Genomic DNA, 13,666 nt, shown 5'->3' with positions numbered 1-13,666 from the left:
GACCTCAATGCCTCCCGACCGCTGGCAGCAGCACAACATCACCTTCGTCGACCGCGAGATTGCCCGGCGCACCATCGCCGAACGCCTCGGCCCTACCCTGATCGAGGCGAAGGCCGACGGGCAGCTCACCGGCTGGTGGTTCATGAACAAGCAGCCCTGGCCGCTGCGTTACCTCGCGGACAAGCCCTCACCCGCCGTCGAGTCGCTCCTGAGCGATCTCGTCGGCGACGGCGTGGCCGTGTCGTGCCTGCCCTGCGTCTACGAGCCCGAGACCGACACGTTCGGAGGCCCGGAGGCCATGGACGCAGCCCACGAACTGTTCCACAGCGACTCCCGCCACCTGCTCACCTACCAGCCGAGCCCGATGCACCTGGGACGCCGGGAGACCGCCGTCCTGCTGGCGAGCGTCATGATGCGCGGCGCGGGACTCGACTGGTTCGAACAGGGCGACGTATGGGCGAAGGTCGCGGTCCTTCGACCGGCCATCGCTCCACAACGGCCCGAACGAGCCGCCGAACTGGCTCCGGCCATGCGCCAGCTCATGACCGCCGACGCCTACAGCCTCTGCCGCCTGGGTGGCCCGCTCCACGCGCACGAGGAATGGGCGACCGCCTTCGAACGGGCCGGTGCCACGCTCGCCGACCTCGCAGCCCGCGGCGCCCTCACCCGCGGCCTGCGAGCCGTCATCGCCCACCACGTGATCTTCCACGCCAACCGCGCCGGTCTCCTCCGGGACGACCAAAGCGCCCTGTCCCACATCGCACGAGAGGTAGTCATGGGAACGAGTGACCACACCGAGTCGCCCACCGAGGCAACGGCCGACGCCGATAGCGTCAGCGCGGTGAACACCGACACGATCACCACCCCCACGGCGGACGCCGAGCGCCTCCGCAACGCCCTGGTCGACCAGCTCCGCGCGGACGGACACGCCCGCACGCCCGCCGTCGAGACCGCGTTGCGGACCGTACCCCGCCACGTGTTCGTGCCCGACGCGTCACTCGAAGACGCCTACGCCAACGCACCGGTGCACATCAAGTACGACACCGACGGCACGTCCATCTCCTGCGCCTCCCAGCCGGGCGTCGTCGCCCTCATGCTGGACCAACTCGACGCCCAGCCCGGCGAGCGCATCCTCGAACTCGGCGCCGGCACCGGCTACAACGCCGGTCTGCTCGCCCACCTGGTCGGCGAGGGCGGACACGTGACCACCCTCGACGTCGACGACGACCTCGTGGAGGGCGCCCGCACGCACCTCTCCGCCGCCGGGATCACCAACGTAGAGGCCGTGACCCGCGACGGGGCCCTCGGCTACGCCGAAGCAGCGCCGTACGACCGGATCATCGCCACCGTCGGCGCACACGGCGTACCGCATGCCTGGCTGCAACAACTCGCCCCCGGCGGCCGACTCCTCGTCCCCCAGCGCCTCAAGGGCACGGTGTCCCGCTCCATCGCCTACGAGCAGCGTGAAGGGCGGTGGGTGTCCCTCGGCAGCGAGATGAACACCTTCATGCCGCTTCGGCGGGGCATCGCCGACGACGACCGCCGAGTGATCCCGCTCAGCACCGACGGCGCCGTACGACTTCAGGCCCCCGCCGGACTCAGCATCGACGCCGATGCCCTCGCGGGCGTAGTCGACCAGCCGCGCGCTGAGGAGTGGACCGGCATGACGGTTCGCGCCATGGAGTCGCCCGAGTGGATGGAACTATTCGTCACCTGCTCCCTCCCTTCTGGTCTGATCCGGATGCTGTTCCCCCAGAGCGCCAAGGGCACGCTACTCACGGAGGACCCCTACCCCTCGTCGACTGCGGTTGTCGACAAGGGTGCTGTCACCTACCTCGCCCGGCGCGTGTCGAAGGAGAAGACCCCCGAGGGCGACAGGCTGTGGGAGTTCGGCGTCATCGGCCACGGCCCCGGCAGCGACGAGCTGGCCGCGAAGGTCGCCGACACCATCCGTACCTGGGACAGGGAGTACCGAGGTCGTGAGGCCACGTTCGAGATCCAGCCCCTCGACACCCCCGCCATCGAGCAGGGCCCCGGTCTCTTTGCCCTCGACACACCGCTGAACCGCATCGTCGTCGACTGGCGATGACGCCCCACGCGTAGCGGACGGTGCCCGTCGGCGTACGGCTGGCGGGCACCGGCGCCTCAGCAGTCCTCGCTCTCGACCTGGGGGATCCATGGACCCATACGGCCCCATAGCCCAGCGTTTCCCGCTCGTCGCCCGCTTCCGCCCCGCCTGCCTGCCCCTGCCTGAACGCGTACGCGCACTCGTCGACCTGGCCGACAACGCGGTGAAAGAGACCGACCAGGGGCTCGCCTCGGCCGTCTACAACCAGGCCGCGCTCATCGCCTCCGACCTCGACCTCCCCGAGCTCGCCCGCGAGATGTGCCACCAGCACGCCGCCACCTACCTGCACGCCTGCCCCCTGCCCGGCATGAGCGCCATCCGCGGACTGGAACCGGTCGTCAACCTCGCTCGCCTCCAGATCCGCGCCGGCCACCCCGACGAGGGCCGTCAGCGGCTCCTCAACCTGTACAAGGCCGTCGAGACGGGCACAGCCGCCCGGTTCGAAGGCGTCAACGTACCTGCGAACCTCACTGCGACCGGCGAAGACCGCCAGGAGGTTCGCGCGTGGCTGTGGCGCGTCCTCCTCGCGGACGGCACGCGCACCCTCACCGCCAAGGGGCAATGGGCCGAGGCGCTGGCGCACATCGGAGCCCACCACGGCATCGGGAAGCGGATGCTCGACGGCCGACAGGTCGCTGTGCTCGCCGCCCTCGTTGCGGGTGACACCGCGGGGGCCGCTGTCCTCCTTGCCGACACGGTGCCCGGCGATGCGTGGGAGCAAGCCGTCACGGCATGCCTGACCGTTCTATGCCGCCGCGACGCCGGGCAGCCGACCGACGGCCACCTGGCGGACCTGGTGACGGCCTACCTCGGACGGAAGACCGAACCCGGAATGACCGTCTTCGACACCCGGCTCGGACTTACGGTCCTCGACGCGATCGGTTCCGCCGATGCGCTCGCCGCGCACCGCATCGTCGAGGACCTCCACCGCAGGACGACGGACGCCGAAGACGGTTATGCGGCCCGCGAGAACTTGGCTCACCCCCTGTTCACCGAGATCGCCACGGACCGGCAAGTGCAGGACTGTCGCGCGCTGGTGCGCGCCTGCGCTCTCAGCTCCAGGATCCTCCCGGACAAGCTGCGAGGAGAACTGACGGCGGCTCTGCGCGCCAGCAACCGCGTGATCCGAGAAAGCCTCGCATGTTCCTCCGATCCCGGAGGAACGCAACCCCTGCGGCTCTGACGGTGCCTAACGGCGCTGTCGGTGCTGCTGTTCGGTAGGTGATGAAGTCACCGCCGGGAGCCGCCCGTTTCCGGTCTGCTGGGCGGGGATCGAGCCTGCCATGGTCGACTGCAGGCGGGCGGCTTCGGCGCGGCGGTTGGGTGCTGGGTTTCGGCCGGTGTGTTGGATGCGGGTGATGAGCACGCGGGCGGGTTGGCGGGCGGTGGTCAGCTCGCGTTGGGCGGCGGCTTCCTTGAGGAGTTGGTGGGGTTGGTGGCCGCGGGCTTCGGCGTCGGCGAGGACGGTGGCGAGCGCGGGCCAGGCCGCGTCGGCGAAGATGCGCTCGGCGTGGTCGGGGACTGCTGCCCGTACGTCGCTGGCCAGAACACGGCGTGCTTCCTCCTTGGGTGGCCGGGCTGTGAGGTTGGCGAGTGTCGGCGCGAGAGCGCAGGCGGCGGCTGTCTGGAGGTGCTGGACCGCTTGGTGGGCGGCGTCGGCCTGGTGGGCGTGGTTCTTCGCTTCGTGCCAGCGCTTGGCGACGATCGCAGCCCAGACGAGTGCTGCGAGCAGGGCAGCAAGCGCGCTGCCGTCGGGGCCGGTGGCGGTGTGGACGATGTCGCGGGCCGCGCTGCGCAGGGCGTGGGCGGCGCGGTCTTCGGCCCGGATCTGGGAACGCTGGGCTCGTGCGAACGCCTTGGAGGCGGCTCGGAGTTCGGCGCCCAGGTTGGCGGGTGCCTTCTGGGCGGTGGCTTCGATCAGTTCGCCGAGGGCGGTGATGTGGGCCTGGGCGTGGGTGTCGTCGGCGAGGTCGGTGTGGAGGGTGTCGAGGGCGTCGGCAGCCTGGTGCCAGGGGGTGCTGGGGTGGTTGCGGCGGGCGGTGGGGTGTTCTTCGGGCCAGCCGGATTCGAGGCGGGCCTTGATTTTGGGCAGGGAGAGGTCGGGGGAGATCTTGCTTCCGGGGTGGTAGATCTGCTCGCCGGCCTCGTTGACGTCGCCGGGTCGGCCAACGGCGTAGCCGAGGAGGTCGCCTGACGGGCCGCGCCGGACCTGGACTTCGACGCCGCTGGCTTCGAGGTAGGCGATGAATTCCTCGGCGCCTGTCACGTGCGGGATGGCGGCACGGATGCGGTCCTGGAGCCACTCGGGGCTGGGCTGTTCCCAGCCGAGGCGTTCGGCCTTGTGCATCTCCGCCTGGGTGGGGCGGCGGGCGCCGGTGCGGTCGCCTTTCTTCAGGCGGCGCAGCCCGTAGTCCTTCTCGATCTCGCGGCAGGCGTCGCCGACGCGGATGCCGCTGTCGTGGAGCTTGGGGCGGCGTCCGTCTTCGCGGACGGTGGTGGCGAGGATGTGGATGTGGTCGTCGGCGTGGCGTACGGCGATCCAGCGGCAGGCCAGGTCGTCACCGGCGGGGGCGATGCCGGCGGCCTGGACAATGCGCTGGGCGATCTCGGCCCACTCGGTGTCGGAGAGGTAGCGGTCCTCGGGTGCGGCGCGGACGGGGCAGTGCCAGACGTGGTCGGTGACCTTCTTGCCGAACTCGCTGTTGCGCAGTCGGACGGGTTCGTCGAGGTGGCGGGCGAGTTCGGTGAGGGTGGCGTTCTCGTCGCGGCCGGGGTCGGGCATGCCGAGCATCGCGAAGCCGGCCACGATGTGCGGGTCGAAGTGCTCGTCGTGGGTTCCGCGGCCGTAGAGGTAGGCGAGCAGGCCGCGGGTGTTGGACCCGGCCGGTTTGATGGCGGCGATCACGCGGATGCCTCCGTCTCTGGATCGGCGGGCTGGCGCAGGGCCTCGGCGATCAGCTCCAGCAGGTGGTGGAGTTCGGTCAGGCGCTGGCGGATGTCGGGTGGGGTGCGGTCGCTGTTGAGGGCGCGGGCGATCTGGTTTACGTTGACGCCGATACGGTTGAGCTGGCGCAGGACCTGGGTGCGGAAGATGTGCGTGCGGCGTCGGTCCTCGGACAGGGGCAGGTTGGCGGTGAACCGGCCGGTGATGAAGGCGAGGACGATGTCGGCGGCGAAGCCGGAGTCGCCCTTGTAGCCGTGCTCGGCGGCTGTCTCTTGGAGCTGGGTGTGCTCGTCGCCAGTGAAGCGCAAGGGGCCGACGCGGACGACGCGCTTGGTGCCGGTGAAGCGGCGGATCGTGGGCTGGACGCTCTTCACGACGGGCTCACCGCCGACGCTCTCGGCGGTGCCGGTGGCGCGTACAGGGCGCAGGGTCTCGCGTTGGACGGTGTGGAGCGTGTCCTCGTCGGGGCCGCCCTCGGCCCCGACGTCCTGGCCTGGCGCCCCCTGGCGCTGGGCCTCCTCCGCCACCCCCGGGGCGGAGACCCCCGATGTCCGGCCGTGAGTCGGACTCGGGGTACTACTGGCTCCGCCGGGGCAGCCCGTCCGAACGCCTGCCGCAAACGCCCCAGCAGCGTAGAAGACTTCGTCAGCGGCAGCGGCTCGTCGGGAGTGCGGTCGGAGCGGTGTGGGTCGTGCGTCACGGGCGGTTCTCCGGAAGGGTGAGGGCAGCCGGGTCGGCGAAGAAGAATTGGCGGAGTTGCTGGTGGCCAGCACGCCGTCCACAGGTGTGGATAAGCGGGCGACCGGCGGTGCGGTGGTCGGCTGGCCGAGGTGACCGGAAGGGGTTCCGGTCACCCCGTAGGGATTCCGGTCAGCCGCTGCTCGAACCGGTCTTGGCGGCGGCTTCGATTTCGGGCCGGAGGATCTCCATCACCTCGGTCTGCCGCTGACTGCCGATCGTCAAGTCGCTGTCCTTGACGGCCTTCCGGAGAAGCGAGCGGCTGAGTGTGCCGTGCTCAGCGATGGCCACCCGGCCGATCTCCACGAGCTCTGCGAGCGTGGCCTTGGGCGGACGACCACCGCGCGGCTTGCTCGCCGAAACCTCGGGCGGTGGTTCCGTCGGCTGGACGGAACCGGCAGCCGGAGGCTCAGCGGGCCGGACCGGCTCGGCTGGTGGCTCCGTGGGCTTGGCGGGCGCGATGACCGGTCGTACCGGTGCCTGGACGGAAGCGGGCTCCGCGCGGTCGGCGGGTTGGTCGACGAGCTGGTGGATCTGCCGCATCAGGACGCCGAAGGCCAGCAGCGCGGCGGTCGGGGGAACCGCGGCGACCACGTAGTCGAGGAGGGGCACGGTGCCTGCTGTGCCTGTGCCGCTGACCCCGGCCACGTTGAGTGCGATGGAGCCGACCGATCCGGTGGCGGTGAGGGCGATGGCCCAGCCGTCGGTCACCCGGCGCAGGCCCGCGCGGAGCATGAGCAGTTCGCCCGCGACGATGAACGCGTCCAGGGTCGCCGGCCAGGCCCACTGGCGGACAGGGGAGCTCTTGAGGCCGTGCTGTCCGGCGACCTCCGCGAGGTGCGCGTAGGACAGCCAGAACCCGCCGGCGGTGAGGGCCACGATGACCGTTCCAGCCGCGATGAGCGCGTACCGCTCAGCCGCCCGCTTGGTCGTCATCGGCCGCCCTTCGTCAGGGCGATGGTCCCGGTGGATGGGTGTGGAGAGGGTGGTCAAGCGGGGTTCTCCTGGGGTGGTGGCGTGGTCCGTCTTTGCCGTCTTGGCCGTTGCAAGCGCAGGTCAGGGCCGGTACGGCAGGAGGGCTGGTGTTCCGTCCTCGCGGCGTCGGCACGTCTTGGGGGCACGCACGGGCGGCAGAGGCTACGGATCGGATCCGTCTTGCCGTCCCAGCCGACAGCGTCGTGACGTGCGGCGATACGGCGAGGACGCCCGGGACGGCACAAGACGGATCCGGGCAGCGTCCTGGCGGAGCAGCGTGGTCTTCATGATCGCGTTGCCGTCTTGCCCCCGGTTCCCGTCCCGGCCGTATGCCGTTTGACCTGCGGGATCACGGCAGGGACGGCAGGGACAGTCACACCAGCGGGCGTGGGTTCAGCCCGAGGCTGGGGCGGCAGGTTCGGCGTTCACTGAGTGAACGGTGGGGCAGTAGCGCCGCCATGCGTCGAGGAACTTGTTGCGCATGTAGCCCTTGCGCTGGGTTCCGTCGGCGAGGCGGACGTTGCCGGGCTTGATGTCGTACCGGCGCAGCATCGCCGCCAGTTCCCGGGCGGTCAGCCCGCTGCGGCCCCATTCCGCCCACGGGCTCTCGGGGTTCTGCCGCAGGTGGTGCAGCAGCTCGTCCGTGGAGAGGCTGTCGACCTCGCGCTGGGCGACGAAGACCCTGCGGATGTCGGCCAGGATCCGGGCCTCGCCAGGCTGGTCCTCCTCCGCCTCGACCTCCGCAGCCACCATCCCCGCACACGCCTCGCGGGCACGGCGAGGCCAGGACCCGGCGGCCAGGTCGGCGACGATGACCAAGGGCTCCCAGGTGTCGGCGGCCCGGTCCTCCACCGGCATGTCCGGCTCCAGATCCGCCGCCTCGTCCAGCAGCGGCCTGGCCCAGGCGGCGATGCGGTCGCGCAGATCATGGAGTGCGGGGATATCGCGGCGGGAGCGGAAGGGCTTGACGCTCTCGCCCTCCGCACGACGGCGCATCCGGATCACCACGGACCGGTCCATGATCGTGTCAGGCAGGTCACCGATCCCGGCCAGGGCGGCCATGGCGAAGGTGGCGAACCGGTGCGGGGTGTGGTCGTTGCCGACGACCCGCGTGACGTAGCGGTTGCGCTGATGGCCTGCGTTGAGCAGACCGCGCATCTCCTCGTTCTTCTCCGCCTGCTTCGGCGTGCCGAAGATGGTGTCCGCCTCGTCCACCAGGAGCGTGGGCGGCTCGTCGGTGATGGACCGGAAGACCGCGGCGGGTGTGGTGTTGATGGTGAGCATCGGCTCGTGGACCGTCTCGGTCAGCACGTCCAGGAGCCGTGACTTGCCGCACCGCTTCGCCGGTCCGACGACCGCCAGGCGCGGTGCGTGCTGCCAAGCGGGCTGGAGATGCGTCGCCGCGACCCACAGCGTGACCGCGTCCAGCGCCTCCGGCGAGGGCAGGATCACGAACTGGGCTATCTGGGCACGCAGTTCGTTCAGCAGCTCGGAGCCGTACGTCGGCTCCGGGTCCGGCGCCGCCTCCTCGGCCGGTTGATCCGCTGAGGCCAGGCTGGACGCATTGCCGTCGGCCGCTGGAGCCTCATCGACTGAGCCGTGGCTCAGCTGGCCGGGCACGGCGACGGCAGGCCACTCGGCTTCGGCGGAAGCGGAATAGGAGTCCGGTGTCGTAGGTTGCACGGGGCAGCTCCTCTTCTGCGGCGCCGGGCATGCAGGCCCGGCGGGCGCGGATCGTTCGTTGGATGTGGGCGACGGGGTTTCCCGAGCCTCCGGCGTTCCCGCGCCGGAGGCTCGCTGTGTTCAGAGACTGAACGCTCGCCGTGTCCCGAGACGGGACGCTCGCTTCGTTCCCCGAGGGACCACGGACAGTACGTCCACGCCCGGCGACAGTCCAGCGTTTCTGTGTCAGCTCAGCGCAGAACCGATTGCTACGCTGCCCCGCTTTCACGCCGCCAGTCCGAGCAGCTCCAGCAGATCCGCGGTCACCACCCGGTAGGCGTTGCCCAGCCGCAGCACCTTGCACGGGTACTCACCTCGCTTCGCCAGCTCATAGCCCTTGCTCCGACCGAGCCCCAGTGCCCGGTTGCCGGTCTCCAGATCAACAGCCACGGGGAGAGCCAGAAGCTCCTCCCGACTCATCCCCTTCGAGCCCTTCAGCTGTCCAGTCGTCGCGTCTTCGCGCATGCAGTGCACCCCTTTCGGTACAGCCCTCGGCGAACGTGCCCATCACGTCCGGCTCCAGGCGTGCAGCAACCATCATGACCAAGTTAATGTGTCTTCATGACACAACACGGTGTGGATGCTGATGAGGACGACTTCCCGGAGTGGGCGGATCGGATCAAGGCCAACGTGGCCGGCGAAGTCCGGCGGAGAAGGAAGGAGATGGGATGGAGCGCGCAGGACCTGGCGGACCGTTGCGAGGAACTCGGGCATCCCATCCCGCGCAACGTGATCGCCAACATGGAGTCCGGACGCCGGGCCAACCTCCCCCTTGTGGACGTCATGGCCCTGGCCGCCGCCCTGGAGACGTACCCGGTCTGCCTGATCTTCCCGGTGGGCTACGTCGAGCAGACTCAGGAACTCCCCTTCCAAGACCTCATCCCTACCTGGGACGCACTACGTCGCTTCACCGGCGAGCAGGAAATGCCCATGTACGACGCGGGTCTGGTCCCCGACTTCGAGCATCACGCCAGCCTCGTACAGACCGCCCTCGCCGCACTCGACGAGGAAGAGCGGGCACGGTTCGCAGCCAAGACAGCCACCAGCCGTGCCCAGCAGGAAGAAGCCGAGCGCAAGCGGACCAAGTACGCCGACCAGGCCATCTCCGCCAAGTACACCCTCCGCCAGCTTCGCCGCGAACTCCGCGAGGACGGCGCCACCCCACCCCATCTGCCACCCGCGCTGGGCGACGTCGACCCACCCGATGAAGAACCCGACACCACCCCGGAGGAACGCGTTTGAAAGGCTCCACCCACCGCCGCTGCTACTGCCGCGACCCCAAGACCGGCAAACCGCTCGGCAAGAAGTGCCCCCAGCTCTCCAGCCGCAAGCACGGCTCATACTCCATACGCCAGGAGCTCCCGCCCCACGAGGACGGCACCCGCCGCTCCTTCTCCCGCGCCGGCTATGAGGCCCTCAAGGACGCTCAGGCGGACCTCGACCACCTCCGTTCCCTGCTCGCCCTGGCGGACAAGGACGATCCTGACAGCCTCCAGCGCCTCGTCGTCATGCTGGAGGAGGTAGCAGCCGAGAAGGCCCCACTGCCAGCCATCGAGGAGACCCGCCGCCGCCTGCGGGCCGGTCTGGCCCTCCGTGGCAGCCTCACCGTCGGCGAGTGGCTCGACCAGTGGTTCGCCGCGAAGAAGCGCCGCAAGACCACGCTCAACGGCTACGCGTCCCACATCCGCGTCCACCTGAAGCCCCGCATCGGGCAGGTACGCCTCGACCGCCTCAACGTCGGCCACCTGGTGGAGATGTTCGACGCGATCGCCGACGAGAACGAGGTGACCGCGGCTGAGAACGAAGCCCGGCGTGAGCAGATCGCCCGCTGCAAGCCGAGCAAGCCCGGACGCCCGGTAGGAGCCGAGCGGAAGCTGCTCGCAGCCGAACGGGCCAAGCTGGCGGAGATGAAGCCGTTCCGGAAGATAACCGGCCCGGCCAGTCGTCAGGCGATCCGCCGCACGCTCCGCGCGGCCCTCAACTCCGCGATCGCCCAGCAGCTGATCACCTTCAACCCGGCGTCCCATGTCGAGTTGGAGTCAGGCAGGCGCCCGAAGCCCCTCCTGTGGACGGAAGAGCGGGTCCGGCGGTGGCGCGCGACGGGCGAGATCCCTAGCGCGGTCATGGTGTGGACCCCGCAGCAGTTCGGCGCTTTCCTCGACGCCGCCGAAGGCGACCGCCTGTACGCAATCTTCCACCTGATGGGCACCCGTGGCCTCCGTCGTGGCGAGGCAGTCGGCCAGGACTGGCACGAGATCGACCTCGACAACGGCCTCATCACGCCCGCCAAGGAAATCGTGGTGGACGGCTGGGACACGTACGAGTCCGAGCCGAAGACGGACGGCAGCGCCAGCACGATCGCCCTGGACAGCTTGAACATCGCAGCCCTGCGCGAGCACCGCGCCCGCCAGCTGAAGGAGCGGGAGAAGTGGGGTGACGCCTGGCAGGACACTGGCAAGGTGTTCACCCGGGAGAACGGCGCCTGGCTCCACCCCGAGACCGCGTCAGAGACCTTCCGGCAGATCCTGGCCCGCACTGACCTACCGCCGATTACCCTTCGTGATCTACGTCATGTGTCGGCAACCCTCACCCATGGCGGTGGCGGCGACCTCCACACGATCAAGGAAATGCTTCGCCACTCCACGATCACGCTGACCTCGGACACGTACACGAGCTTGCTCCCCGAGGTCGACCAGGCAGCAGCTGAAGCAGCCGTCCGACTAGTGCCACGCGCCCGCCCTGGCAAGGCCGCAGAAATAAATCAGGCCACATCATGAGAAAAACCGCGCAGCATTGCTGTCATGGAAAACGAGAGCAACCTGTCCATCACCCTGATCACGATGGACCGCGCGGCGGCGTGCACCATTTTCACCCGTTCGGACGGGAAGGAGGCCCGGCTTCCGTTGGACCCGTCCCCGTTCGATGACACGAGCGTCCTAGCCCGGCTCGACTTCACCCCGGCTTACGGAGCGCTCCTCGCCACCACTCTGAGCGGCGATCAGGTCCTCTTTGAGATGCCGCTGGAAGGGACCGGCGATCAGCTGGCAAGACGGCTCGTCGTGTACCTCGACCAGAACCAGTGGAGCCTGCTGAGCAACGCCGATCGCGGCGCAGAGAAGAGCAGCGAGGTGGACCGGGTCGCTGCCCGAAAGCTCAAGAAGTGGGTGGCCCAACGTCGAATCGTCCTACCTGCCTCCGCCGGCCACTACTTCGAGACCGGCAAGCGGTTCAGCACGGACAAGCGCTACGACCTCGGACTAACGATCTTGCAGTACAGCCGCGGCTGGCAGATGCGTGATCCGTTGCAGGTCCGGCGGAACGAGCTTCATGATGCCTTCTGCCACCGAATGGACCGGCCCGGCAGAGTACGCTCCGCCCCGGTCTTCACTCTCGCCCCGGACGCCCTATACGCCCCCACCCGGTGGGCTGGTATTGCCCAAACGCCAACGCCACAGAATCGCTTGGCTTTCCAAACCAAGGCGCTGCTCACTGCCTCCGTTTCCATTGATGCCATGCTCGACACCCAGCGGGTCGAGGAGGGACCGGACACCGGATGGATGGCGACGAGCCAACGCTTCAGTGACTGGCTAGACGAACTGGATCAGGACTCACAGCAGAAGCGCAGGGCCATCGACCTCCATCTCGTCAAGGACCTGCAGCAGGAATTGGCTGAAGAGGCGGCTGCGGCAGACGTTCCGCAGGAGTTGTTCCGCGAGTGGGGCGTCAAGGGATGGGTGCGCGCTATCGGAGGGGCTCCGGCCGTCGGCCTCTTCCGGGAAATGCTGCAGAGCCGACACCTCAACAAGGGCACAACGTGGCGACGGAATGATCTGACAGACATGGTCTACCTGTCCTGTGCAGCCGGGTACGCGGACTTCGTTGTCTGCGAAAAGCATATGCGCGACCCATTGCAGCGCGGCTTGAAGCGCATGGGACGCTCGGCACAGGTCTACCGTCGGCTTACCGACGCTGTAGCGGCCATCGAGGAGCTTCTGGAAGCGCCCCCCTCCCCTGTGGGCCCTGCGCAGTAGCGCTGGCGGATCCTATCTCCCCGACCTGCGCCGATGGGTGGCTTACGCGGTTCTAGTGTGGGACGGACACACGTCGACCGCCGCGTCCAGGAAGCTGCAACCGAGTGGAGCCGCTGGGCGCCCTCAAACACACACGGATCTTCATCACTCCGCACGCACTGACGAGGGCGCTTCGGCCACCAGGGCGGCCGCTGAGGTGGCGCCTAACTGTGCTGTGGGCGCCGCGCAGGGCAGGTCCTAGTCCAGGTTCGGCAGCTGACTAAATCCGCTGCAGGGGTGTAGGCATCGGTAGCAAGAAACGTCTCTCCCCGTCGGGTCTTCTCCCAAGCTGCGGCGGAGGACCTCTCGGCTCAGCTCAATCTTGGTGAAGCGGGCCAGGGGATCTCTGGGCCGGGACACCAAACTCACTTCATGGAGCTGCAACTGGGACATGACGGGCCGCGGAAAGGCGGAGACGGTCTCACCAGCGGTGTGTGGACAGCTGAGCCTGCCGCAAACGTTGCACGCACCTTCAGCGTCACGCCGCACGGTTATGTCGTATCGGGTATCGAGCAGGTGCGGACAGGAATCGATGTCTTGCTCGCACAAGGAACAATTGCGAGTCGCAGTGAAGCCAGCAGACATGCCCCATCTGCTGTGCATGAGCGAGACTCGGCATACGTCCCAGTAAGTGTCGTCGGAGTACTCGATGTTGCAGCCGAAGAGTCCGCCTACGAGGGCTGCGACGTGGTGAGCGTGTCGGTGAGCGAGTTCGGAAAGCTCGCTGTCCTCAAGGAAGTTGTAGGCGTCCACTGCACGGGCGAGCGAGGTGCGTGCCGCCGCTTCCAGGCCACTCCACGGATCGGTGAGCTGGGACGTGTCGTGCGGCAGGTGCAGAGAACGCGCCATCGCCAGGTACTGGCGGTGGCCCCGCCCATCGGAGATGGGCTTACCGATGGGCCATGGAGAGGACAGGGCGCGCGCCGCGATGTTGGCTCGCAGTTGGCGCCGGGCTTGCGACCACACGTGGATCAGGAAGTCCCGTTGGGCGCTCATCGTCCACAGTCCGCGGCGGTGGATCTCCTGTGTCGTAGATGTCCAGGAGGGAAGGCGGGCCAGGGACAGGCCCCAGGCGAGGGAGATGCTGCG

Annotated in this window: 10 protein-coding genes; 5 read left to right on the top strand and 5 right to left on the bottom strand. The window is 68.8% G+C overall.

Features of this window, described 5'->3' with window-relative positions:
* Positions 1-7 precede the first annotated feature (7 nt).
* On the top strand, positions 8-2,089 hold the full coding sequence (fxlM, locus tag WBG99_RS18795) for a methyltransferase, FxLD system (RefSeq protein WP_338897404.1): 2,082 nt from the start codon (positions 8-10) through the stop codon (positions 2,087-2,089).
* Between the two features lie 88 nt (positions 2,090-2,177).
* Complete coding sequence (locus WBG99_RS18790; RefSeq protein WP_338897403.1) at positions 2,178-3,311, top strand: hypothetical protein; 1,134 nt, start codon at positions 2,178-2,180, stop codon at positions 3,309-3,311.
* 6 nt (positions 3,312-3,317) lie between these two features.
* Here the strand turns inward: WBG99_RS18790 and WBG99_RS18785 are convergent, their stop codons facing one another.
* The 5 genes from WBG99_RS18785 to WBG99_RS18765 all read right to left on the bottom strand — a co-directional run bounded on the left by WBG99_RS18785 (position 3,318) and on the right by WBG99_RS18765 (position 8,972).
* Positions 3,318-5,033, bottom strand: coding sequence for a relaxase/mobilization nuclease domain-containing protein (locus WBG99_RS18785; protein ID WP_338897402.1), 1,716 nt, complete (start codon positions 5,031-5,033; stop codon positions 3,318-3,320).
* Positions 5,030-5,599 (bottom strand): MobC family plasmid mobilization relaxosome protein, encoded by a 570-nt coding sequence (locus tag WBG99_RS18780; RefSeq protein ID WP_338897401.1) that lies wholly within the window; start codon positions 5,597-5,599, stop codon positions 5,030-5,032. Before WBG99_RS18780 ends, WBG99_RS18785 begins: the two co-directional genes overlap by 4 nt.
* A gap of 343 nt (positions 5,600-5,942) precedes the next feature.
* A complete protein-coding gene (locus tag WBG99_RS18775) occupies positions 5,943-6,746 on the bottom strand; it encodes a DUF2637 domain-containing protein (protein ID WP_338897400.1) in 804 nt (267 codons plus the stop codon).
* 432 nt (positions 6,747-7,178) lie between these two features.
* A complete protein-coding gene (locus WBG99_RS18770; RefSeq protein ID WP_338897399.1) occupies positions 7,179-8,468 on the bottom strand; it encodes a DUF3631 domain-containing protein in 1,290 nt (429 codons plus the stop codon).
* A gap of 264 nt (positions 8,469-8,732) precedes the next feature.
* Complete coding sequence (locus WBG99_RS18765; RefSeq protein WP_338897398.1) at positions 8,733-8,972, bottom strand: hypothetical protein; 240 nt, start codon at positions 8,970-8,972, stop codon at positions 8,733-8,735.
* Between the two features lie 111 nt (positions 8,973-9,083).
* On the opposite strand from WBG99_RS18765, the gene WBG99_RS18760 reads away from it, so the two are divergent.
* The 3 genes from WBG99_RS18760 to WBG99_RS18750 are packed head-to-tail and all read left to right on the top strand — an operon-like array spanning position 9,084 to position 12,538.
* Positions 9,084-9,749, top strand: a complete 666-nt coding sequence (locus WBG99_RS18760; RefSeq protein WP_338900393.1) for a helix-turn-helix transcriptional regulator — start codon at positions 9,084-9,086, stop codon at positions 9,747-9,749.
* Entirely contained in the window at positions 9,746-11,284 is a 1,539-nt protein-coding gene (locus WBG99_RS18755; RefSeq protein WP_338897397.1) for a site-specific integrase, read from the top strand. Before WBG99_RS18760 ends, WBG99_RS18755 begins: the two co-directional genes overlap by 4 nt.
* Before the next feature lie 24 nt (positions 11,285-11,308).
* Complete coding sequence (locus WBG99_RS18750) at positions 11,309-12,538, top strand: hypothetical protein (protein ID WP_338897396.1); 1,230 nt, start codon at positions 11,309-11,311, stop codon at positions 12,536-12,538.
* The last annotated feature ends 1,128 nt before the right edge of the window (positions 12,539-13,666 follow it).

The organism is Streptomyces sp. TG1A-60 (assembly GCF_037201975.1).
Classification (GTDB): Bacteria; Actinomycetota; Actinomycetes; order Streptomycetales; family Streptomycetaceae; genus Streptomyces.
The sequence above is the reverse complement of the archived record's forward strand: the minus strand, read 5'-3'. Positions and strand labels throughout refer to the sequence as shown.